At 47.3% G+C, this 23,902-nt stretch carries 21 protein-coding genes; 4 read left to right on the forward strand and 17 right to left on the reverse strand.

The features are described from left to right. Window position 1: 1 nt before the first annotated feature. From gspL to KFF44_RS06465, 14 genes are all read right to left on the reverse strand, one after another. Complete coding sequence (gene gspL / locus KFF44_RS06400) at window positions 2-1,195, reverse strand: type II secretion system protein GspL (RefSeq protein WP_255938277.1); 1,194 nt, start codon at window positions 1,193-1,195, stop codon at window positions 2-4. Further along, window positions 1,192-2,202, reverse strand: coding sequence for a type II secretion system minor pseudopilin GspK (gene gspK / locus KFF44_RS06405; RefSeq protein ID WP_255938278.1), 1,011 nt, complete (start codon window positions 2,200-2,202; stop codon window positions 1,192-1,194). The genes gspL and gspK overlap by 4 nt, the downstream gene beginning before the upstream one ends. Further along, window positions 2,199-2,843 (reverse strand): type II secretion system minor pseudopilin GspJ, encoded by a 645-nt coding sequence (gene gspJ, locus KFF44_RS06410; protein ID WP_255938279.1) that lies wholly within the window; start codon window positions 2,841-2,843, stop codon window positions 2,199-2,201. Before gspJ ends, gspK begins: the two co-directional genes overlap by 4 nt. Then, the gene (gene gspI / locus KFF44_RS06415) at window positions 2,843-3,250 is read right to left on the reverse strand and encodes a type II secretion system minor pseudopilin GspI (RefSeq protein WP_255938280.1); all 408 of its coding nucleotides are present in this window, start codon (window positions 3,248-3,250) and stop codon (window positions 2,843-2,845) included. The genes gspJ and gspI overlap by 1 nt, the downstream gene beginning before the upstream one ends. A gap of 16 nt (window positions 3,251-3,266) precedes the next feature. Then, the gene (gspH, locus tag KFF44_RS06420) at window positions 3,267-3,824 is read right to left on the reverse strand and encodes a type II secretion system minor pseudopilin GspH (protein ID WP_255938281.1); all 558 of its coding nucleotides are present in this window, start codon (window positions 3,822-3,824) and stop codon (window positions 3,267-3,269) included. Continuing rightward, the gene (gene gspG, locus KFF44_RS06425; RefSeq protein WP_370691124.1) at window positions 3,799-4,293 is read right to left on the reverse strand and encodes a type II secretion system major pseudopilin GspG; all 495 of its coding nucleotides are present in this window, start codon (window positions 4,291-4,293) and stop codon (window positions 3,799-3,801) included. Before gspG ends, gspH begins: the two co-directional genes overlap by 26 nt. A 46-nt stretch (window positions 4,294-4,339) precedes the next feature. Continuing rightward, complete coding sequence (gene gspF / locus KFF44_RS06430) at window positions 4,340-5,566, reverse strand: type II secretion system inner membrane protein GspF (protein WP_255938283.1); 1,227 nt, start codon at window positions 5,564-5,566, stop codon at window positions 4,340-4,342. Continuing rightward, window positions 5,553-7,097, reverse strand: coding sequence for a type II secretion system ATPase GspE (gene gspE / locus KFF44_RS06435; protein WP_255938802.1), 1,545 nt, complete (start codon window positions 7,095-7,097; stop codon window positions 5,553-5,555). Before gspE ends, gspF begins: the two co-directional genes overlap by 14 nt. An 18-nt stretch (window positions 7,098-7,115) precedes the next feature. Continuing rightward, entirely contained in the window at window positions 7,116-9,161 is a 2,046-nt protein-coding gene (gene gspD / locus KFF44_RS06440; protein ID WP_255938284.1) for a type II secretion system secretin GspD, read from the reverse strand. 13 nt (window positions 9,162-9,174) lie between these two features. Then, a complete protein-coding gene (locus tag KFF44_RS06445; RefSeq protein ID WP_255938285.1) occupies window positions 9,175-10,056 on the reverse strand; it encodes a type II secretion system protein N in 882 nt (293 codons plus the stop codon). 209 nt (window positions 10,057-10,265) lie between these two features. Continuing rightward, on the reverse strand, window positions 10,266-12,890 hold the full coding sequence (locus KFF44_RS06450) for a TonB-dependent receptor domain-containing protein (RefSeq protein ID WP_255938286.1): 2,625 nt from the start codon (window positions 12,888-12,890) through the stop codon (window positions 10,266-10,268). Window positions 12,891-12,973: 83 nt separating this feature from the next. After that, a complete protein-coding gene (locus KFF44_RS06455) occupies window positions 12,974-15,775 on the reverse strand; it encodes a hypothetical protein (protein WP_255938287.1) in 2,802 nt (933 codons plus the stop codon). A gap of 207 nt (window positions 15,776-15,982) precedes the next feature. Next, window positions 15,983-16,384, reverse strand: coding sequence for an A24 family peptidase (locus KFF44_RS06460; RefSeq protein WP_255938288.1), 402 nt, complete (start codon window positions 16,382-16,384; stop codon window positions 15,983-15,985). Then, window positions 16,362-16,634, reverse strand: coding sequence for a hypothetical protein (locus KFF44_RS06465; protein ID WP_255938289.1), 273 nt, complete (start codon window positions 16,632-16,634; stop codon window positions 16,362-16,364). The genes KFF44_RS06460 and KFF44_RS06465 overlap by 23 nt, the downstream gene beginning before the upstream one ends. A 35-nt stretch (window positions 16,635-16,669) precedes the next feature. Between KFF44_RS06465 and KFF44_RS06470 the strand changes: the two genes are divergently transcribed. From KFF44_RS06470 to KFF44_RS06480, 3 genes are all read left to right on the forward strand, one after another. Beyond that, complete coding sequence (locus KFF44_RS06470; RefSeq protein WP_255938290.1) at window positions 16,670-17,326, forward strand: MBL fold metallo-hydrolase; 657 nt, start codon at window positions 16,670-16,672, stop codon at window positions 17,324-17,326. Window positions 17,327-17,435: 109 nt separating this feature from the next. Then, entirely contained in the window at window positions 17,436-18,041 is a 606-nt protein-coding gene (locus tag KFF44_RS06475; RefSeq protein WP_255938291.1) for a flavin reductase family protein, read from the forward strand. A gap of 110 nt (window positions 18,042-18,151) precedes the next feature. Continuing rightward, on the forward strand, window positions 18,152-19,789 hold the full coding sequence (locus KFF44_RS06480; protein WP_255938292.1) for a DUF3667 domain-containing protein: 1,638 nt from the start codon (window positions 18,152-18,154) through the stop codon (window positions 19,787-19,789). A gap of 62 nt (window positions 19,790-19,851) precedes the next feature. On the opposite strand, the gene KFF44_RS06485 is transcribed toward KFF44_RS06480, so the two are convergent. The 3 genes from KFF44_RS06485 to sppA all read right to left on the reverse strand — a co-directional run bounded on the left by KFF44_RS06485 (window position 19,852) and on the right by sppA (window position 22,810). Further along, a complete protein-coding gene (locus tag KFF44_RS06485; protein ID WP_255938293.1) occupies window positions 19,852-20,457 on the reverse strand; it encodes an FMN-dependent NADH-azoreductase in 606 nt (201 codons plus the stop codon). A gap of 119 nt (window positions 20,458-20,576) precedes the next feature. Further along, window positions 20,577-20,981, reverse strand: a complete 405-nt coding sequence (msrB, locus tag KFF44_RS06490; protein ID WP_255938294.1) for a peptide-methionine (R)-S-oxide reductase MsrB — start codon at window positions 20,979-20,981, stop codon at window positions 20,577-20,579. 2 nt (window positions 20,982-20,983) lie between these two features. Continuing rightward, window positions 20,984-22,810, reverse strand: a complete 1,827-nt coding sequence (gene sppA / locus KFF44_RS06495; RefSeq protein ID WP_255938295.1) for a signal peptide peptidase SppA — start codon at window positions 22,808-22,810, stop codon at window positions 20,984-20,986. Between the two features lie 218 nt (window positions 22,811-23,028). Between sppA and KFF44_RS06500 the strand changes: the two genes are divergently transcribed. Then, window positions 23,029-23,877, forward strand: a complete 849-nt coding sequence (locus KFF44_RS06500; protein WP_255938296.1) for a TIGR00266 family protein — start codon at window positions 23,029-23,031, stop codon at window positions 23,875-23,877. The last annotated feature ends 25 nt before the right edge of the window (window positions 23,878-23,902 follow it).

A 23,902-nucleotide genomic window follows, 5' to 3' on the forward strand; every position in this document is an offset into this window, starting at 1 on the left:
ATTAGCGCTCCCTGATGGTGATATCGGCGATTATTCTACCGTCAACTTGTCTTGATGCGCCTTCCGTAAGGCTGGCACCTTTACGTTCCACAGCATTTTTCATAAGCTCAACGTCGTTGAAAGCGCCGGTATTAAGGCTAACCGAAAGTTCACCCCTGTTTTCATCATAGCGTGTGCTAATGACAGATACATTGTCATTTTCTTGGACGCTGTTGAAGAGTATTTCAGAGAGTAAAATAAACCGGTCTGTCGCATTGGTTTGGCTTGTCCGTACACGGGCTCGAACCTGATTGATCGTACGAACCCCCGGAAATGTTTGTTCCATCGCGGCTCTTGTATCCCGGTCCAACTGAGCAATGGTGCGGGACAACTGCCAAGTCTCAACGGCGAAATATCCAACAAAGGCAATCGTCAATGATAATGCCAATATGGCTGGACGCTTCCAGATCATCCAAATTTCTTTGAGTGATTGACGATTTGCGAAGTCACCCTGCAGTAAATTGATAGAGACGTCTTCAAGGATCGCGCGGTTAAAGGCCTTAAAGAATTCCGCAACGGAAAGGCCTGGGCGCGTATCCTGATTGTTGAGGCTTATTTTATAGCGGTCCTGGTCCGCATAAACTGTAACTTTATCGCTTGTATCCCCGACAATCTTGGGGCCAACAATTTCGATCATATCGCTGTCAATGCATCCGGAAAAGTTGCCCGGAATATTCAAAATAAAATCATTCTGTGGCGTCTCGTATATGGATGGAGCGCTGCCAGCTTGCATGCAGTTGCTGTCCACATATATGCCGTTTAGTTTGATATTATGGGACTGAAAATAGGATACCCAGTGATCCATAATATCTCGGACAACGATAATGACTGGCCTTTGGTTGTTTGCCTCTTCGCTGCCAAGCGCGAAATGAAGGGCCTCCGGCGCTGAAGCAAGGTCATCCTCTAAGATATACGGTGCTGCGGCCCGTGCTTGCGCTTCTGTTTTTGCGGGAATTTCAGCATAATGCAATGGTGCTTCGAACCCTGATAGTACCAGCGATAGCTCTGTGTTCTCCAGAGAGCTGCTATTTTCAAGAATAAGGTCAATCGGAGCCTCACCTTGTTCGATACAGTGATGGGTGACTGTATTAAACAATGCCCAACTCATTGTATCGTTACTGACGCGATCAGCATAGATGATCAGATGTTGGCTCAAATTTCTTCTCCAAACTGACGCGATACAATATAAGCATTGCCGTCTCCGCCCGCGCTGATAAGCGATGTCATTGTAACATAGGCATCACCGTAAATAACAGTTGTTGTCAAGGTAAAGAAAGCAGTTTTTTCTTTTACCTGATCGCGGACTGATTGATCGATATCGATATCTTCAAATTCCTTGGATGACCAGAAGGCTTCTAGTGTATCAAACCCAGAAGCCGGTCTGTTTCCAAGAACGGTGGCAACAGTATCAGCCTTCAGGGCTTTGCCTACAATCATTGTAATCAATGATGCCTGATCAGGCGTTAGCGTATTGATATTAATTTCACTGAGGTTGGTGTTGGGAAGCGCGCATAATAATGGCTTCAGAACGGTATAGGTCTCAAGGTCAATGCCTTTGATCGCTCTCAGTTCCGTAATATCGCTGATCAGGTGATTGGGTGGCCTGTAGGCTGGATTTCCTCCAGTATAATCAAAATCCTCAGCACCGCGGGGAACAGGGCGGCTATCACTATCGATCCAATCTGTAATTGCGCCTGAAATTGTCTCGCTTTCGCTATCGCTTACACCATTGGCCTCTAGTAACGTACGAAATTGTTTGCGCGCGTCGACGTTAGCGATGTATTCTGAGCGTTCATTCTTTTCCACCAAACTATTTACATTGAAGCAATTTGAGCCATCAGCAAGTTGGGTTGCAATTGAACCGCCGTCTATCGGGAAAATACCGCGGTTGGTTGCCCATGGCTGTTCAAGTGTCGTTTTATCCGCGGACAATTGTGATGTTTGATCGATAACAGACAGTGCAAGTGCTTCGGAACCAAGGGCGTACCAATTTGCCTGCGTTGTGGAAGAAATATTGGAAGCGCGCCGGATGCCAAACCGAATATCATCAACAAGCGCAACAGCAACCGCGGCCATAACGGCGACGATTAACAGCACTGTGATCAAAACTGCTCCGCGGTCAGAGTTGGAGGCCTTTAGCGTTTTCAGGTTTTGATTGATCATGGCCTGTCACCGCCAACAATGAAAAGTTGCCGAAGAACGCCAAATTCATCGCTATCAATGGTCAAGGCTATAGCAGAGGGTAATCTGCTTTCATCATACCCATCGCCAAACCATTCTGCCTGCCAGATACCATTGATTAAAAATTGCACACTAACGCCGTTAACGCCGCTTAAAAGTGTACGGTCATAAACCGGGGTTTGGGCTGTCGGGTCGGTACGCAGTAAAGTCCGGCGAACCAGGTTTGTCCCGTTTAGATAATATTCGACAGCCTGAATGTTCGCGCGGGGTCTCGCGCCCGCAGGGTTTAGCCATCCTCGTTTTACAAACTTTAGAAAGGGTTCACCTGATAATTTTAGTGTGCCGTCAAATCCGATATTATTCTGGCCGCCGAACGCATCTCGTGTGGGGCGTATAACAGTTTGAAGGAAATCAGATTTAAATGTTGCTCGGGCAAGCTGAAGCGATGTTAGGGCCTCAGAGCGTGCTTCGATTGCACTCTTGCTTTGAAGGGTACTGGAGAGGGCGACTGTGCTGGCGCTTGCAATAAGCGCAAAAATAAAGAGGGCAACAAGGACTTCTACCAATGTGAAACCAGCACCATTATCATTTGCTACTTCATTTATGGAAGGCTGTGCGCGCATCAATCTGCCTTCCTAAGTGCTGTGAAGCTTTGTAAGGCTTGTTCACCGCCTTGGTTGTAGATGCTTATGGTAACCCGGTGAACGTTAGGGCTCGACGTTTCAATGACTTGCCTGCGCCAATCAAAAATGCGTTCAGCATAAGTCACTTGCCCGCTTGTAAAACCTACAGGAATATTCGCGGGTGAGGTAACGGTTTCTACCAGAATATTTTCGAGTGCTATTTCGGCAAAAGCCCGCTCTTCGAGAATTGTAATCGTCCGTATATTTTCATTTTGGGCTGTGATCATTGCGACAACAGCGATTGAAAAGACCGCGAGTGCAACCATAACTTCAACCAGCGTAAAGCCTTCATCTGAAGATGCAGATTGTTTAAGCGCTAGATCGTTGTTATGGCCTTGATGTTTCATGGTTTAAAAATCATACTTAAAATGCTTCAGCCGATTGAAGCGTGATCTGCCCGCTTGCCAGGACCTGAATTGTTTCTTCTTCGCCTGCGCCGCTTAAGGTTAGGCTGAAATTCTGTGTTTCACCGCTCGGTAGGAAAAATACATTGGGAATTAACGGTGTTGCCTTTGTACTGCTACGGCCAATGGCGACTTTTTCGCCTTCGAATTCGAAAGCAAGCTTGATATTTTCAGGCCATAATATGGTGCCTTGTTTCCCGGAAGCTGCATAGGGCAACCACTCGCCGCGCTGACGGCGCATGAACGAATAACCATCGCGGTCAAGCTTCAGGCCGATTACACTGCCCGTTAAAATGGCTTCTTGTGACGCTAGGTTTAACCGCGCAACGATTACATCGGTTTCATCGCTCAAGGTTTGGCGATTGGAGGGTAAATTGAGCACAACAACACTCGCCATCAATCCTATGATAACGATCACAACCAACAGCTCAATCAATGTAAACCCCGCATCGGTGGAATGGCCGGTGCGGGGGGATACGATGATTTGCTGACTATTGTGTTTGCCAGTTACCCACATCTGCGTTTAGTCCTTCACCGCCTAATCTGCCGTCTGCACCCAAGGAGAAAATATCAAATGTACCGTTTTCTCCGGGGTAGCTATACTGGTATGGGTTTCCCCACGGGTCTGGTGGCAGGCGGCGAATATAACCATCAGGACGGTACCGTTCAGGGCGGGCTAATCCGTCAGGGCGTGTCACCAAAGCATCAAGACCTTGGTCGGTTGATGGATAGACAAGGTTATCAAGTTTATAAAGGTCAACCGCTTGCTCAAGCGTTGCAATATCACCGCGGGCTTTGGTAATGCTTGCTGTGTCTGTACTTGGTAAAACATTGATAACCACAACCGTTGCAAGCAATCCAATGATGACAATCACAACCATCAATTCTACGAGTGTGAACCCGTCTTCATTTTGAATGTCGTCTTTGAGCGCATTCAAACGAGGGTTCTTTTCAAATCTATTTTTCAACCATTTGATCATGATCATATACTCCTTGGTTGATACTATTCTTTTTCATTTTTGCTATCTTGTTTTAAAGGCCTGCAAGCGTATTCAGTTGCAAAATCGGAAGCAGGATCGATAAAACAATGACCGCAACTACGCCGCCCATCATAATGATGATCATCGGTTCGAGCAAGGACAGTGCAGCCGAAGTAAAGCTTTCAAATTCATTTTCAAGATAGTCCGCTGACTTGCCGAGCAATTCCTCCAACTGGCCACTGTTTTCACCTGCTGCTGCCATATAGGCAACCATAGGCGGAAATCCGCTCGTGCGCTTTAAGGCTGCGGACAGGCTGGCGCCTTCTTCTACCATGATCACGACTTTGTCGATCGCGTCCTGAAGCACTGTGTTGCTGACTGTTTTTTGTGCGGCTCTTAGACCGCTTAAAACAGGGACACCGCTTGAAATCAGGGTGCTGAGCGTGCGTGCCAGCCGCGCTGCATTGAGGCCGCGGACCAGCTTGCCAATAACTGGCAGGCTGAGAATAAACTGATCAACTTTTTTCCTGAATGCCCTGGCTTTGAGGGCACGAAAAAAAGCGAAGGTGCCGACAATAAGGAAAAGCAAAATAACAAGGCCAAAGTTCTGGATGAACTCTGAAATGTTGATCATCAAACGCGTAAGGAAGGGAAGCGTTCTGCCCATGCTATCAAATTGCTCGACAACTTTGGGAACAACAAATGTCATAAGGGCAATGATTACCCCAACTGCGACAAACGATAAAGCCGCCGGATAAATCAGGGCGGTTTGAACTTTGGCTCGAACGGCCTGAGAGCGTTCCATATGATCAGCGAGGCGATTTAGAACCGCTGATAAACTTCCTGAGTTTTCTCCTGCAGCAACCATTGAGCAATAAAGCTGATCAAAGCTTTTGTTATGCTTCGCCATTGCTTCAGAAAGCTTGTGTCCTTCGATAACGTTTGCACGAACCTCAAGGATGATGCGTTTTAAGGCTGGCTTTTCAGCCTGAAGGGCAATTGTATTGAGGGCTTCTTCAATTGGCGCGGCTGCCCCCACCATTGTCGCCAATTGTCGGGTAAATAGCGTGACATCCTTATGCGATAATTTACCGCTGCCACCGTTGCCAAAACTAATTTCCCTTGATAATCCCTTTTTTTCTGCCGCCACATCAAGGCGAATAGGGACCAGCTTTTTGGCGCGCAATTCCCTTCGTGCGCTTCGGGCATTCTCAGAAGAAATAGTTCCCTTTTTTGTGCGGCCACTTGTATCAAGGGCCTCATATTCAAATGCCGGCATGATCTTCTCGCTCGGCTTTGCAAACACGCAGAACTTCTTCTACGGTTGTTGTCCCTTTCAGGACTTGAGAGAACCCATTTTCAGCAAGCGTATCTGAGGATTTGAAAGCATGGTCTGCAATCGCTTGCTCGCGGGCGTCATCATGAATAAGTTCCTGAAGCTTGCTATCAACGATAACAAGTTCGTAGAGGCCAACACGCCCCTGATAACCGGTTCCATTACACTCAGGGCAACCATTCGCTTTAAAAATCGTTGCAGATTGGTCAGCGGGTAGGTTTAGAAGCTTTTTGGTGCTGCCATCGGCTTCAATAGGTGTCTTACAGTGCGGACATAGCCTGCGAACAAGGCGCTGCGCCAAAATAGCTTTTACTGTGCTCGCTAAAAGGAAGGGTTCCACCCCCATATCGCGTAGACGTGTAACGGCACTGACGGCGCTGTTGGTGTGCACAGTGGAGAGAACTAGGTGGCCTGTTAAACTTGCTTGCACCGCGATTTCGGCGGTTTCAACATCCCGTATCTCGCCGACCATAACCACGTCCGGGTCTTGCCGCAGCATTGCCCGCAATCCAGCTGCGAACGTCATACCGACTTTGGCGTTCACTTGTGTTTGCCCAACGCCTTCCAACGCATATTCAACAGGGTCCTCTACGGTCAGAATATTTCGGGTTTTGTCGTTCAAAAGCGACAGGCCTGCATAAAGCGTTGTGGTTTTACCAGAACCCGTTGGACCCGTTACCAAAATAATTCCGTTCGGTTCTTTGATTACATCTTCAAAGCGTCCGCGTGTTTTCTCTTCCATTCCGAGGTCAGAAATATCGAAATGGGCTTGATCGCGGTCCAATAGCCGTAAAACAACACGTTCACCGTGGCGCGAGGGCAGGGTCGAGACACGGACATCAATTGCCTTCCCGCCAATCGTTAGGGAAATACGTCCATCTTGTGGTATACGTTTTTCCGCAATGTCGAGCCGCGCCATAACCTTTATACGGGAAACCAATAAAGGAGCGAGTTTAACGGGTAAACTCAGCGTTTCCTTTAATACGCCGTCAATGCGCAACCTGACAGAAAGGCCTGTTTCATAAGGCTCTATATGAATGTCGGAACCGCGATTTTTAACGGCCTCTGCAATCAAGCCATTGATCAAGCGAATAACGGGTGCATCATCGTCGCTATCAAGCAAGTCTGCAGTTTGGGGAATATCATCAACCAAACTATCCAGATTTTCAGATTGCCCCAGATCATCTGCGAGTTTGCCAGATGCTATGCCATCAACCGCATAGATACTGGATAATTGCTGATCAAATGCTGCCCCGTCCAATTCTTGAATTTTGAAAGGTGATCCGGCTGCTCTTCGCACTTCAACAAATAGTAAGGGATCGATTTCCATCGCACCCTTGGTTGCTAAAACAACACCGTCTTCACCGCGTGTTGCGATCAAACCGTGTGATTTGGCAAAACTATAGCTCAGGATAGGCGAGGTAGAAGATTCCTCGACATGAGCAGTATCTGAATTTTCGCTGATCTCAGACATCTCTGGCATAATTCACAATCAATTATCGATCTTTGGTGGTGTTTTGCCGCCGATTACATCGCGCAGGATTACATCAATTCCGGCTTCCCCGCCGTCTTCTCTCCATTCTAACTGTTGCTGACGGGTGTATTGATATTTGCGGCGGGTTACGTCGCGTACGTCAGCGCCGTCCCTTAGAATGGTCGGGCGAATGAAGACCATAAGGTTGGTTTTTTCCAGCGATTTGCTCTCACTTTTAAAAAGGTTTCCTAGAACAGGAATATCCCCAAGTAACGGTACCTTATTAAGCGTGATGCTTTCGTCCTGTTGGATCAGGCCACCTAAAACAATGATTTCACCGTCTTCCGCCATGACTGTAGTTTGGATCTGGCGTTTGTTCGTAATGAAATCGGCGCTTGTCGTGATGATCGCTTCTTCAACGCTTGAAACTTCCTGATTGATTTGTAGGCGAATTTGATCACCTTCGTTGATTTGTGGCGTTACATCCAATTGAATCCCCACTTCCTGACGGGTAACCGTTCTGAAGGGGTTAGAGTTATCGTTACCCAAAACCTCACCGCTGGTGACGGGAATTTCCTGCCCGACAATCAGGCTGGCAGGTTGATTGTTTAGCGTCGTTAAAAACGGTGTTGATAGGATGTTAGAGCTAATGTCCTGCTGTAACGCATTTAAGATAACACCAAAAATTGTTCCGCCGGATTCTCCTGCAAAGCCACCCAGAAACCCATTTGTCCCCAACAATGAGTTAACTGCTGCTGTCCTGAGGGCATCCCCTTGTCCTGCAAACGGGCTATCATCATCGACAAGCAATGCACCCGTCGTCGCGAGAATATTAGGTGCGGTTGCGGCAAAGTTGGTCGCCGTGAACGGAATATTGCTGCCTTCACCGCCCGAGAGAACATATTGAACGCCAAGGTCTTTTGCGGCTTGGTCGGAAATTTCGACGATAATGGCCTCAATGATCACCTGTGCTCTTGGAACATCAAGCTTCCTAATTACATCCGCAAGTGCTTTCTGCATATCTGGGCTCGCGCTGATAATGAGCGCATTCGTTCCGCGGTCATAGGCAATGGTCGCGCGCGCGCCGCCGCCCGAATTTCCGACAATTGGTTGACTAACTGGCACAACTCCCTGCGGAGCAAGGGTGTTGCCTGCGTTAACAGTACCCGATGAGCTGCTGGCAATAGACCTGCTGATTTGCTCGAGCGTTGGAACGATTTCTTCGGCGTCAGCATGTTTCAGATAAATAACTTCAATATCACCTTTGGTGGCACTTCTGCTATCCAGGTCGGTGATAATTGGCATCAATTCATCAACAACTTCCTGATCACCTTTCAAAATAAGGGTGTTACTGCTGAGAACTGGAATAACTTTGAGCGATGTATTCCGGTTTTCGTCCCCAGCACCCGACGAACGAAGCGCTGATATTGTTTCTGCCATCTCTTCGGTTGAGGTGTTGACAAGCGAGATAAGTCGTGTTGTTGCGGTATCTCTATCAATCGATTTTAAGACACTTCTAATACGTTCCATATTGCCAGCGTAATCGACAACAACCAAAAAATTATTTGATCTGTGCGCGATCGCACGACCAAGGCGATGAATGATTGGTTTGACCGTATTCAAGGCAGTGATTGCATCAACATAGTTGATACGGAAAACCTCTGTGATCAACTGGTCATCAGGAACATCAATTCCGGTTGCTGTACGGTCAGTAACACCCGCTTCGTCCGGAACAATTTTATAGGCGCCGCCTTTAGTTGGGACCGCGGTGAAGCCATAAACGCGAAGCGCAGATAAAAACATATCAAACACATCGGCGGTAGGGACTGGCTCGCGTGAAATGATAGTGATTTTGCCCTGAACTCGTGGGTCAAGGATGAAGGTTTTCCCCGTCATCATCGAGATATCATCGATCATAGCGCGAATGTCTGCATCACGGAAATTCAACACTTGATCTTGTGCGATAGCGCTTTCTACAAAATTCACATTTCCAAGCGAAGGGATCGTTGAAAAGATACCTGTTAGGGCAATTACTGATAAGCTATATTTTAGCATTTGTTTCATAGAAAGCTGCTTTTCATTGTGTTGCTTGGTAATCAAAGGACAATTCCTTGATCTTTCCTTCACGCTCTACCCGAATTGTAAGGGTGGGTGAATTCCCGATTTCCGAGACTAATTCTGTCAAAATTTCCAGCGTTGTCACCGGCGTGTCATTAACGGACAAAAATATGTCATTTGGTTTCAATCCAAGCGCAAGTAAATCCACTTGATTGCTATTGGCATTGATAACCCAACCGTCAATAAAGCGCCCGTTCCTGCGCGGCTTCATTTGAACTGTTTTTAAAAAGGCATTTATTTGACTTTTACGAACTGTGCCGCCACTTTCCTTCGTTAAATAGGGCGCATTGGCTTCTGCTGTCGAACCGCGCTGCGCCGCTGTGCGCGTTGTAGTTGGGTCAACGCCGTCAAGATACAAGCTTTCCCTTAGGCCAGAGCGAGTGATTTCGACATAGGTGGAGTAGATGGCGACAAGTTTTACACCGTCAATGATTTCATCATCGATGGTGAATACATATTCTTTCTGGTCCGGGGTACGGATAATGGCACTTCCAGCCGAGTTCTCGTCAAGGCTTTGTCGAACACCAAATAATTTCAGGTCCAGGCTTGTCTCTGGTGCAGCGGTTTGCTCGATTTGTTGTTGTGCGTTGCTGATGGTTCGGTTGAAAGGGTCAAATTGGGTCAGTGTGTCGAAGCTGGTATTTAGGCTGCGGGCTGATTGCGTGTTGGCAACGATTGGGTTTGATCCGGTTTCCGTTTGATCCGTATTTCCTGACACTAATAACCAAAACAAAGACGCTGCCAGCCATGCAAGCAGAATGATAAAGATCACTTCAATAACTGAAATAACCGCCTTAAGCGATACAATCGACTTCAGCGATGTTGATCGAATGCTTTGCATCAAACTATTTTCTTCCACTGAGCCGAGCATTGCTCACAAATGTTATCATTTGATGCTTGCTCAAAACTTCCAACAATCCCACGGTCTGTTATTCGGCTAAAATCTGAATTTGTCAAGAAACAGGCACATATAAGCGGTGATTTTAGGAGCTGATGGATGCGATGTCACAAAAGAAAAGAGGGGCTATGAAAGCCCCTCTTAGTACTTTTTTAGAATGAGTATTTGAAGCCCAAGCTGAAGCTACGCCCAATATCATACTGAAGCGCAGTGAACTCAGCGTCAGACTGTGTGTCCTCTACTGTCAGTAAGAAATCATCGTTCAAAAGGTTGCTTGCCGTGAAGGTAACTTCAAGAATATTGCCGCCTACTTCAAATTCGCGGCCATACACAAACCGAAGGTCATAAAAGTCATCTTCGATCACATCAGGAACGCCTGCAAGGCCAACGTCAAAGATACGGTTGCCTGTGAAAGTAAAGAATAGGCCTGCTTTTTCACCGCGATCAAAGTCTTCGAAACCAAACTGCAAGTTTGCAAGGAAGTCTGATTGACCCTGTAGACGGCGAATGTTGTTCGTTAACTGATCGCTATTGTTTGGATCAATACTGATTTCAGAATCGATATAGGTTGCGTTCGCTTTGAAGAAGAAATCACGTGCACCAAGCCAGTTCCAACCGAACCAGTCTTGAAGGAACAGGTCTTTCTCAAACTCACCTTCAACACCAAATACTGTTGCAGAGTCCGCATTCACGAACGAACGAAGCGGTGTGTTACCAATAAGTGTGAAAGAACGCTCGATCGGATTTGTCAAATCTTTGTAGAACACACCGAGGGTCGCGCTCTCACCGCTTTCGAAATAATATTCGATGCGGGCGTCAAAGTTATCGATCGATGTTGGGACAAGGTTTTGGTTACCAACGGTTTGAAGACCAGTGATCGTATCAATAAAGTTAGCCGTTGAAAGTTCACGCAGGTCCGGGCGAGCCAGTGTACGTGAGTATGCTAGGCGCAATTGATAGTTTTCAGCAAATTCCCATGTCGCAGTTGCGGAAGGTAGGAAGCGGTTGATATTTTGTTCAACAACTACTGGTTCGCCGCTGATACGTGTGAAAGAAGATGTTAGCTGATCAGAACTTTCATAGCGCGTACCAAACGCGACACGCAGGGTAGGGCTAATTTCAACATCAAACTGGATGTAGGCCTGTAGGTTGTCAAATTCAGCAGAGAATGTATCCGAAGGATCAGTGAATTCTTCAAGCTCAAACTGACCTGGGCCTACGTTTGCAGGGCCAAAAATAATTTCAGGAATCCTTGCGAGAAGTTCCTGGTTTACACCGGCTGGTGCATCGAACTGGAAGCGAAGGAATTGAGAATCTCGGGCACGGTCCACATAGGTAAAGCCGGTTTTGATATCGACAGCATTTTCACCAATAAAGATTGGTTGAACAATGTTAAAACCAACCTCGTATGTTTCATCGTCCAGTTCGCCGAATGATGTCAGGTTACTGTCCGGCCCGGTTGAAAGTTCGAACGCTTGTGCGATATTTTCATCGAAATCGAATGTTGTCTCGTTCCGAAGCGGTGCATCGCGGTCAGCACGCTTATAAGACAGGCGCCAATCAATTTCAGCCGGCTCGGTGTCACCGCCGAAGAAACCAACAACATGATCACCAGAAAGCTGGTTTGACCAAATCTGGCTTTCGACAAAGTCAAGACGTGTGAAGCTACTGAGTGTACCCGGGTCAGCACTGAAGGACCCTGTTTCAATCAGAACTTCTTTTACTGATTTTCTAAGAATGATCGATGTGGCTTTGATCGAGTTATCAGGATCAAATTCAATACCGCCGGAAAGAATGGCATTCAGGTCAACAGTAAATTCGGTATTGCGTCTACCGCATGTGTCAGCGACAGAATCGAAATCGCTTGATGATTGACAGAAATCAGGATTGATTTGGCCGTTGAAGACAACGCCAGCATCGGTTACAGCAAACTCGTTTCTAACACCGTCTTTGTTTGCGAAATCCGCGTCATAATCAACAACAAAGATGAAACCAGCATCGAAGCTATCAAATTCATAGCGATCACCAAACGAGACGTTAACGCCCACATTCGGGCCGTTTGGCTCAAGGTCTGCTGAATAGATAAGAGGAAGGCTTTCACCAGCAGCTTCAAGCTGGCCTGGGGACAATCCTTCAAGAAGCGGGTTGGCTTCTAAAATCCCTGGTAACTGGCGGAACCCACCAGCAAAACCAAAAACTTCGCCAAAATTACCGTCGTAGCTTAGGCCATTTTGAAGCGAGCTAACGGTATTATATTCGCCCGAAATGCCAACATTAAAGAAGGGCTCATCAGGAACCGCTTTGGAGCGAAGGTCAATAACACCGCCCGCAAACTCGCCAGGATACTGCGGTGAGAATGTTTTTTGAACAAGTACGTTTTCAATGATCGCGGTAGGGAACAGATCTAGCGGAACCGCACGGCGAAGTGGGTCAGGACTAGGAAGCTGTGAGCCATCAAGAAGCGTGCTTGAATAACGCTCGTTCAGGCCACGAACAAAAGGAATGCCATCATTACCAAGCGAGATACCTGGGAGGCGTGTCAGGGCCACAGCAACATCGCCGTCGCCTGTGCGCTGGAACTCCGTTGCATCAAGCACGTTTGAAATTTCAGAGGTTGAGCGTTTTTCATCAGGGATGAAGCGTCCAAGAACCTGAATTTCTTCAATTGGGCCATCGTCTTCCTGAGCGTCATCTTCTTGCGCGAAAACTTGTGCAGGTAGCACAAGTACAGTTGAGGCAAGAAGCATGCTTTTGAGTGATAATTTCGTTGGTTTCATCAGAACCACCATTGTTATTGCAAGTTGATAAGCGGACGCTGCGGCAAGGTTTGTTGTCCTGCCGCAGCGTATGTTTTCAGGGATTAGTTACCCAGGAAGATTGTCCAGCCAGCTGTCCAGTCTAGGTTTCCATCACCAGGAACCGCGCCGATTGCTGTTACTGGATCAAAGAAGCTGTCGATTGCATTCACGTTAACAACAGGAACTGCGTTTTCGTTCGCGCCGTTAATGAACGCTACGCCGCCAGTTGAACGTGCCACAAGTGAAGTTGGGCCAGCGTTGTTGTTTGCTTGGTTGTCAAAGAACACTTGTGTGTCAAATGCATCGCCGTCTTCTACCTCGATCGCATCGTTACAGCCGAATAGTGTAGATTCGATCGTTAGGTTACCAGTGAGGTCTGTTGCACTAGTACCTGCGTTTGCAAATGTACTTGCATCATCGATGTCATAACATGCATCAGGCCACGCTGTAGCAACCGTATTCCAAAGACGAAGGCCAGTACCACGGCGTGGTAGAACCGCTGTGTCACCAACGCTTGCACCAATGAGTGTCACATTGGCAATTTGTGGAAGTGCACGTGGGTCAGCGTCTTCAGCACCTTCACGGTTATCACCTTCGAAACCACGGTCAGAGTTAGACTGGTTTTCGTTCTGTACGATAAGAAGGTGTTGTACACGACCGCGCCATCCAAATGTCCAGTCAAGACTGTCATCATCAGCACCAGTGATTACAACGTGTTTCGCGTCGACTGTACCACCGAAGAATTCAACACCGTCGTCAGCACCGTTGTGAACCTGAAGGAAATCAATCTCTGTGCCACGGCCAACGCCCTGGAATGCGATACCGTTAAGCTCGTCAGTTGATGTGATTGGGTTACCAGCAAATTCAACACGAGTGAAGAACATCTGACCGCTGTCATCATTGTCGTCGTTACCGCCATAAAGACCACTGTCACCTTCGCCTTCTGCTTCACAGATGCCGCTGTTACAAGTGTTGATAGTTGCACGACCGTTGATCACAAGACCACCCCAGAGCGATGTATCAGTTGCTACATTGCGGCTTTCAGGGTTGATCGCTGTGAACACAACAGGATTTTCACGTGTACCGTTTGATTGTAACTGCGAACCACGGCTTACGATTAGAAGTGATTGTTGTGTTTCACCTTCGATTGTCACGCCAGCATCGATTGTAAGTGTTGCACTTGCAGCACCCGCGACTGGGTTTGCAGCGTCCGGTCCAGCGTCCTGGCCAACGAATACAGGGCCGCGAAGGAAGTAATCAAGGCCAGCAACAAGGCGTGTATCTTCTGTAATTGTACCTTCAAGGACACAGCCACCTTCAATTGCAGTTGTTGTAGATGGACATACAGGATCGTCGTTGATGCCGAAAGACCAACCAAGTGTCCAGTTATCAGATGGATCGTCGCTTGCGATCGCACCAATGTGGTCAACACTATCGAAGAAGCTATCGATTGTGCTTACATCAACCGCTGGAACAGCCGCTTCGTTGGTACCGTTGATAAAGTTTGAAAGTGAAGATGGGCCAAATACGTTGTTATCCTGGTTTTGGATAAATGTTTCCAGAAGGAATGGATCGCCCGCTTCGTCATCGGTTGGGTCGCTACAGTCAAACAATGTTGATTGAACTGTCAGGTTACCAGTGAGGTTAGTCGCACTTGAACCCGCATTTGTGAATGTGCTTGTGTCATCAAGATCGAAACAAGCATCCGGGAAACCAGTAGCAACCACGTTAAAGATGTTTGCACCTGTACCGCGGCGAAGCAGGATACCTGTATCGCCAACATCTGTGCCAACGAAAGTTAGGTTAGAGAGAACAGGTTGAGCGCGCGGTGTAGCGTCTTCTGCACCTTCACGGTTATCCGCTTCGATACCACGGTCAGAGTTAGACTGGTTGGGGTTTTGAACCACAAGGATAAACTGACCACGGCCGCGCCATCCAAATGTCCAGTCAACGCTGTCGTCATCAGAGCCGGTTACGATCAGGTGGCGAACATCAACTGTACCACCGAAAAACTCAACGCCGTCATCCGCACCGTTGTGAACCTGAAGGAAGTCGACGCGTGTACCACGGCCAACGCCCTGGAAGGCAATACCGTTCAATTCATCTGTTGATGTGATTGGGTTACCTGCGAAAAGAACGCGAACATACTCAAGAACACCGCTATTGTCGTTGTCGTCGTCACCGCCGTAGGTGCCACTGTCGCCTTCGCCTTCAGCTTCACAGATGCCTGTGTCACAAGTGTTAAGCGTTGCACGACCGTTGATGATCAAGCCACCCCATTCTGATGTGAAAGGTTGCTCAAGAATTGGGCCATTGAAAGCAGGGCGTGGGTTAATGCCAAGTTCGTCACCGAAACCAAGATCAAGCGCGGATGTGAATGTAATTGGGTTGTTTACGTCACCGTCAGCAACGATCTGTGAACCACGTGCAACAATCAGGACATCCTGTGCTGTCGCGCCGTATAGTGTAACGCCAGGTTCGATTGTAAGAACAGCGGGATCACCGCCAGCGTTTTGACCAGTTGGGCCAACATCCTGACCAATACGAACACTACCGTTAAGCTGGTAGATGATACCTGATGTTAGTGTAACATCATCAGTGATCGTACCTGAAAGCTGACATTGCTCGCTTGAACCAACAGTGATTGCAGTTGTTCCTGATGGACACGTAACGCCAGTGCCACCACCGCCGGTGCCACCACCGCCAGTGCCGCCGCCGCCAGTGCCGCCGCCACCAGCGCCAGTACCAGGGTTAGGGCCTACTGTACCAGGGGAGGCGATTTCTGTTGAGCTATCACCGCAGGCAACAAGTGCAAGTGCAGTTGTTGCAGCGAGTAGTGTGGTTTTGAAAGACGTAAAGGTCATAACATTTCCCAATTAAAAGATATCAAATGTCTTTATCGTATTGTGCCAAAGATGACCTCAGGGGTTATCTATGGCGTTCGGGAAAAGCTCGTAAGGAAGAAATGTTACAGTTTTTTAATACTTAAGTGAGGTCATTTATGTTTAAAGAAAATGTCACAGAAGTGTAATCTTAAGAAGGTGTTAACCTTATTTTATTTCAAAAAGCCTTTAAATCACGACATATTTAGCTGACCAAAGAGTCCAGAATCCAATGCATAGGTAGGGGCCGAAGGGGATTGCTGTCTTTGAGTCGATTTTTCTATTTGTAAGTGATTGAAATGTTACAATTATAAGTGCACTCACGGATGCGGTTAACAGAATAAAGGGAAGGGTTTGCCACCCGAGCCATGCTCCCGCAGCAGCAAGAAACTTTGCGTCGCCCAGGCCGATTGCCTCTATGTTTCGTGTTCGTATATAAACTTCTCTGATGCTCCAGATAAAAAGATACCCTGCAGCAGCGCCGATAATGGCGTCGGTGGCGGCATCACCTCGAATGAACAGAACATTCCATAGCAGGCCCGCAGCCATCAAGGGAAGTGTCGCATGATTAGGCAGCCGAAATGATTTCAAATCCACCAACGTCAGGTAGGTCAGGACATAGAGCAATAAAATACTGGCGATGATAATCGGTAAGGGTGGTTGTGCGATCAGGATAGGCAACAAAAGTATGAAGGCCACCAGTATATTCATTATTCCTTGCTTCATCATACTGATAACTTGCCTTATTATTTTGCCGTGAGTGGCGTACATTATGAATGGGTGCGCGCTGTAATATTTCTAGCACTTGCACCGACAGGGCTGCAAGGGTAGGTTGGCGCAAACACGACCCTTCGGCCTGTATTTGTATTGGAGACCATGATGCTGAAAGCGCAAATTGTACCTGTAACCAGTTTTTCGCAGAATTGCAGCATCGTATGGTGCAGCGAAACGATGGAAGGTGCGTTTGTTGACCCGGGTGGGGACGTTAGTAAACTAACAGAAGCCGCTGATAAGCTTGGTGTCAATATTGTCAAAATTTTCCTGACACACGGGCATTTGGATCACGCTGGCGGTGCGGCTGATTTAAAAGACAAGTTTGATTTGCCAATTATCGGCCCCCATGCGGATGATCTTTTCTGGTTAGATGGTATCGAAGAACAGGCTGCACAGTATGGTATGGCAGGTCTTCGTTGCTGCGTGCCTGATGAGTGGCTTAATGACGGCGATGCCGTTACTTTAGGGAACCTGACAATGGACGTAATTCATTGCCCTGGTCATACGCCCGGCCATGTTGTCTTCTATGAGAAAAATACCAAAGTCGCTTTCGTCGGTGATGTATTGTTTAAAGGGTCCATTGGTCGAACCGATTTTCCGAAAGGGAATTTTGATGATTTGGTTGGCGCGATTACTGGCAAGCTTTGGCCGCTTGGTAATGAAGTTACCTTTGTGCCCGGCCACGGCCCACTTTCCACGTTCGGGGCCGAGCGTCAAAGCAACCCATTCGTCGGAGACCGCGTATTAAATAAGGCATAAAGGGCCATAAATGCAACCCTAAAATAAAACAGGGGTGCAGAGAAAGGTAGGATTAAAACCCCTCTCATTGCCCTGCACGCCTTATCCTCTGACGTTGAAAAGTATCCTTATGCATTTTGCTTCCAAAGATATTCCTGCCGCTTCGGCCTATAAGCTGCTGACTTCCACAGTTGTCCCACGCCCCATTGCATTTGTAACGACAATAAGTGCTGACGGTATCGTCAATGCTGCGCCCTTTAGCTTTTTTAATGCGATGGGAAGTGAGCCACCAGTAGTGGCATTAGGGTTTGAGCCAAAGGCAGATGGCAGCGATAAGGATACGCCGAACAATATTTTCGATACAGGCGAATTCGTCGTGAATATCGTTGATGAAAATCTGGCTAGTCAGATGAATATTTGTGCTGGCCCGTATCCCGCAAGCGAGAGCGAAATAGAAGCCGCCGAATTAGCAACTGTTCAGTCACTTGAGGTAGCGCCGCCGCGCATAAGCCTGTCCCCCGTTAGTTTTGAGTGTAAATTATTTCAGAATGTTCCACTTGGCGGCGGTGGTCATATCGTCATTGGTGAAATTCTGCACTTTCACGTTCGCGATGATATTATAGAAAGCCTTGATCCCCTTCGTATCAATGTGCGGAAACTGGATGCGATCGCGCGGTTGACAGGTGCCGACTATGCGAGAACAACAGACACATTTCAGATCAAACGTCCTACTTAATCTCAGTTTTCTAAATTTTTTAAAAAAGTAATATGTAAAGCAAAGGGTTAGTGACTGGAAATAGCGTTTCGCTTGGTGTATACAAGGCTCTAAGCAAGGGGGCTTTGGTAATGAAACGTTTCATCATAAATCTACTGGAACGCTTGCGGGTCAGGAAATCCAAACGCAATGATGTCGATGTCGCGTTAACGGTCGCTAACAGTGCAACCGAAGATGCAAGCTTCAGCGAGGATACCGTAATTGATCAGGCTGGGCGTAAAACAAAGGATGTTGAATTATCGCTTCCCCGTTCCTGTATGAATTGCGGCGAGGTTTTAACGGGGCCATTTTGTTTTGCCTGTGGTCAAAAGGAAGGGGACATCAGAAGGCCGATTTGGTCTTTGCTTGGGGAACTGCTTGATAATGTTGTCGCTCCCGATAGCAAACTTTTTAAGACATTGCTTCTGCTTCTTTTTATGCCAGGCAAGCTTACGCATGATTATAATAGCGGTAAACGCGCGCGTTTTATACCGCCACTCCGCCTTTACATTACAATCACATTCGCTTTCTTCGCGCTGCTTTTGGTCGCAGATGTCCTGATACTCGATATCAAATTTACCTTGAAGGAAGAAAACCGCGACGGCGCAGAACAGTCTGAACAATTATCATCTGGGCAAACACAAGGGGGTGAAAATAGTGACGGTAAGGTTGTTAATGATTTTCTGGAGGGTTGGAATTCTTACGAACCAGATGACAAGCAGCCAAGCGCAGAACCCACAGCAACTCCGGCAACGCCCACCGTTTTAGCTGAAGGTGCAGAAGAAGCGACCGTGCAAAACTCTGAAGCCAGCCAAGGGGGTGAGAGCGCGATTACTGAAGGCGGCACCGTTGATAATACGGTTCCTGAAAAACAGGGCCTTAGGGATGTTGTAGCGAGGTTGCGGGAAAAATACGGCGAAGATCTGAAGTTAGGCAGTGATCAGTTAAGCGAGGCAGAGCGTGCGGAAGTATCGGCGGCCCTTGACGAAGACCTTAAAAACCTGCCTGCAATCGCTCGAAATGCCATAAAGGATACCGTTTTCTCTGACGAACTTGATGTAGATTTGGACGATTTGATCGATGATATCGGCGAAGATGTCCCTGTTGCAATTAATGAGGATAATATCAAAATTAATGCTGACGGTTTCCCTTATGATGTTTCGTTTGATATGTTTGTGAAGCGAACTGACGAAGAACGTGAAGGAATACGTGAAGAAGAATTACAACAATGGAAAGCCGATACAGATGATGAAGAATGGACTGTCCAACTTGTGGAAGGTTTTTCGGAGGCTCTCAAGGATCCAAGCAAATTCAATGATGTGTTTAATGATTGGTTGCCGAGAATACTCTTTATCATGGTGCCTTTCTTTGCGCTGATTTTACGGCTGTTTCATTGGGGCAAGAAGCGATTTTATTTTAATCAACTGATTTTCTCGCTGCATTTCCATACATTTCTGTTTTTAATCTTCACTGGTTTTATTTTTATTATTCCGGTTACGGGCGGTGAAATGGCGGGCCCAATATTTTGGCTGTTATCGTCCATTTATATCATTGTCGCCTTGAAATATGGACAAGGCCAGGGGTGGATAAAAGCAGTTCTAAAAGCAGGGCCTATATGGGTAAGTTATTCCTTTTTCCTAGTTATCACACTGTTGCTATCAGTTGGTTATGGGCTTTCAGGAAGAAGCTTGGGTGACCTATACAATATGATCTCAAATGGAGGTGTTTGACGCAGGTACACGATAAAGTGGCAGCGGTTTTTCTGCCACTTTAAATGGTTCTTATTGCGCAATCAGGATAGTGCGTTCGCAGCTTCAATCGTTTTACCGCGTGCTTTATTTAAACTTTCTTCGCCGTTTGTGGCCATTTGATCAGCCGCAATTATTGTGACGTCGTTGAGGCCAACAAAGCCTAATACATGTTTGGCGTATGTCGTTGCGAAGTCTATATCGCTGCCCACTTGTGTGCCGCCAGACGCAACAAAAATATAAACCTTCTTGCCCGTCAAAAGGCCAACAGGGCCGTTTTCAGTATAACGAAATGTTTTTCGGGCGCGGGCGATCAGGTCGATCCATGTTTTAAAGGAAGCAGGGGCCCCAAAGTTATAGATTGGCAGGCCGATGGTGATGATGTCTGCTTCCTCTAATTCTGCGATCAATGTGTCGGAAAATGCGAGTGCGCTTTTTTGTGCGTCGCTGCGATCTTCCTCTGGTGTGAAGTTTGCCCCGACCCAGTCTGTATCGATTAAGGGTAATCCCTTTGAAATGTCGCGTTGATTAATTGTGAAGCCGCTGTTTCCCAGTTCTTCAAAGAATAAGTTACTAAGCGCCTTTGTTGTTGAATTTTCACCTTGAAGGCTGGTTTCAATACGCAGGATATTTTGGATTGTGTCTGTCATGGTCTTTCCGTTTCTCTTGGTTGTTGCGGGGTGTTTATGTTCATGACCATGAATATAGTGTATCAAAAAAGGGGCCTGTAGCCCCTTAGATATAAACTCTGTGTTGCATTTTGTGAAACTTAAGTTTTTGCTTCCAGGTCCAGTGATGCGGAATTAATGCAATAGCGAAGGCCCGTTGGTTTTGGCCCGTCAGGGAATACATGACCAAGGTGGCTATCACATTTGGAGCAGACCACTTCCACCCGGACCATCCCAAATGATGTATCACGGTGTTCGGTTATGGCGCTGCCATTGATACCATCAATAGGCTCATAAAAGCTTGGCCACCCTGATCCGGAATCGTATTTGCTGTTGCTTGAAAACAGTGGGGTTCCACAGCAAATACAATTGTAGGTTCCCGGTGTTTTACAATCCCAATATTTTCCGGTGAAGGCACGTTCTGTCCCGCCGCATCTGGCAACTTCATATTGTTCAGGCGACAGGCTATCACGCCATTCTGTATCGCTTTTCTGAATATCCGCCATGATTATTGCACCTTACATTCTAGGCACAGGATATAATGGTTCATTGGGTCGTTGATTTCCAAAAGCTCGCTAACTTCGCTCTCTAGTTCTAGGGCAGTTTGCAACAACGGTGAAAGCTGGCGCGATGGTAGGAAATTGTTGATCTCGTCACCAACAGCTTTGGAATTCATGAGCTGGTTCAGGAACACTTCATACTGGCTAGGTTTTTCACGGTAGAAAACCGCTTTATAGTTTTCAACTTCACCGAGACGGGCAGCAGCGGCAACCGCGTCACCGAAATTACCCAGATGATCAACAAGGCCAAGGTCCTTGGCTGTTGAACCGATCCACACACGGCCTTGAGCAATCTTATCGACATCTTCAACGCTCATGTTTCGGCCCTTAGAAACCAACTCTAGGAAGTCGCTATATCCGTTTTCAATAGAGAGTTGCAATATGCTTTTTGCTGTATCGTTAAGGCCGCCGAGTGGGTTAAAGCCCCCTGCTAGCGGGGTTGTGCCAACGCCGTCAGAATGCACACCGATTTTCTCCAATGTTTTCTCGAATGTTGGGACAACAGCAAAAATACCAATTGATCCGGTTATCGTTGTGGGCGACGCCCAAATTTCGTCGGCGGTTGCGGAAATCCAATACCCGCCTGACGCCGCAACCGGACCCATCGACGCCACAACAGGAATGCCTGCATCTTGAGCGGCGACAAGTTCTTCACGAATAAGCTCGGACGCGAAGGCAGACCCACCAGGGCTGTCTACACGAAGGACAATAGCAGCTGTGTTGCTGTTTTTACGAGCCATGCGGATATGATTGATAATTGTCTCAGATGCGGCAACCGTAACAGGGCCATTACCCGGAACGATCGTTCCTTGAGCGGTGATCACAGCAATCTGGTTTGGCGCTGTGTTCTCCGTTGCCGTTGCGGCTAAATACGCCTCATGACTAATTTGCTTGAAACTTGTACGGTCATCGTTTGTGCCATATTCGTTCATGAGGTACTGGCGCCACTCGTTGCGCGGAGTTAGCTCGTCCACCAAGCCCATAGCGACGGCCAGTTCGCCGAAGTCCCCTGAAACTTTTTCCATTTCGCGAGGGAGGTTATTGATCTGATCAACAAGCACAGCGCGGTCAAGACCGCGGGCTTCAACGATACGGTCCAGATACTGATCCCATAATGAATTCAGGAATGCAAGGTTCGCTTCCTTTGCAGCATCAGACATATTATCGCGAATGCTTGGCTCTACCGCGGACTTATATGTACCAACCTTAAAGACATTAACCGTTGCTTCGATTTTGTCATAAAGGCTTTTGTAATACAGTGGGTAACTGCCGTAACCATCAAGAAGGACATTGCCTTCGCCGTTCATGTAAATTTTATCGGCCTCTGCTGCTAAAAGATAATCTGATTGGCTGTAGCTGGTGGAAATTGCGTACACTTTTTTGCCAGAGCTTTTAAAGTCGCGAATGCTAGCCGCAATGTCGTGAATGTGGCTAGGTGAAGCGCCAAGCATGCTATCCGTTAAAATAGCGAGTGCTGAAATACGGTCATCATCTTTTGCTTTTTCAAGGGCCTTGATAATACCGTGAAAACTAGTTTCAGGTGTTGATTGATTGAAGGCCGTTGCAAAGGCATCTGGCAAATCTTTTTGTTCAACAATGGCACCTGACGGCCATAACACCAAAACAGAACCATCCTGTACTGTTGGTTTTTTCGGGCCACTGGAAGCGCCAACGATGGCAACAAGTAAGAATATGACGAGTATGCCTAAAAAGCCTGTGCCAATACCTTGAATGAATTTCACTAATGAGTTGATGATTTTCCAAACGCCTTTCATTGGGCGATACTCCACGTCTTGAATTTTAGCAAAAAATTACTTTGTTATAGTAAGTGCTGCTTTAGTGGCCATTCGTCAAGGCCTGACACATCAAGATTATGAGATTCTCATATTGAGACATATTCTTGTGTTAGAGCCGTAGACCAAACCGCTAAAACATGCATTAATCCCTATAAGTAAGGCAAATTTATAACCAAAATCTAAAGCGGAGGTAATTTATGTCAGCGAGTGTTCCATCAGTAGCAGGGCGAAAGCATATTCGAAGTCAGGGTATTGCGGATGATATCGACTATGAGATCAAAGGCGCTGAGATGCAGTTTGTAGAAATTGAACTGGATCCTGGCGAATCTGCAATCGCTGAAGCGGGCGCCATGATGTTCAAAGGCAAGGACATCACCATGAACGCTGTTTTTGGGGATGGATCAGGTCAGGATGGCGGCTTTATGGGGAAACTGTTGGGTGCTGGTAAGCGACTGATTACGGGTGAGAGCTTGTTTACCACCGTTTTTACACATGAAGGTTTCGGTAAAGAACGTGTGGCGTTCGCAGCACCGTATCCCGGAAATATTTTGCCTGTGAAACTGGACGATTATGGCGGCCGGATCATTTGTCAGAAGGATAGTTTCCTTGCAGCTGCAAGAGGGGTTCAAATTGGAATCCATTTTCAACAGAAAATTATGACAGGCCTGTTCGGCGGCGAAGGTTTCATTATGCAACGCCTGGACGGCGACGGTTGGGCGTTCATTCATATTGGGGGAACGGTGATTGAAAAAGATCTGAAGCCCGGTGAAGTTTTGCATGTGGACACGGGTTGCCTTGCCGCCATGACCGCGGATGTCGATATGGACATTGAAAGCGTCGGGGGGGTGAAGTCTATGATTTTTGGCGGGGAAGGTGTTTTCTTCGCAAGGTTGACAGGCCCTGGAAAAGTTTGGCTTCAGAGCCTGCCATTCAGTCGCCTCGCTGGGCGTATGCTTGCCGCATCACCCGCTGGCAGTGGTGCACGCAAGGGTGAAGGATCGGTCCTCGGTGGGCTTGGTAACATGCTGGACGGCGATGGATTTTAAGGTCGGGTGTAAATAAAGGCTTTTA

The organism is Kordiimonas sp. SCSIO 12610 (assembly GCF_024398015.1).
In the GTDB taxonomy this organism is placed as follows: Bacteria; Pseudomonadota; Alphaproteobacteria; order Sphingomonadales; family Kordiimonadaceae; genus CANLMI01.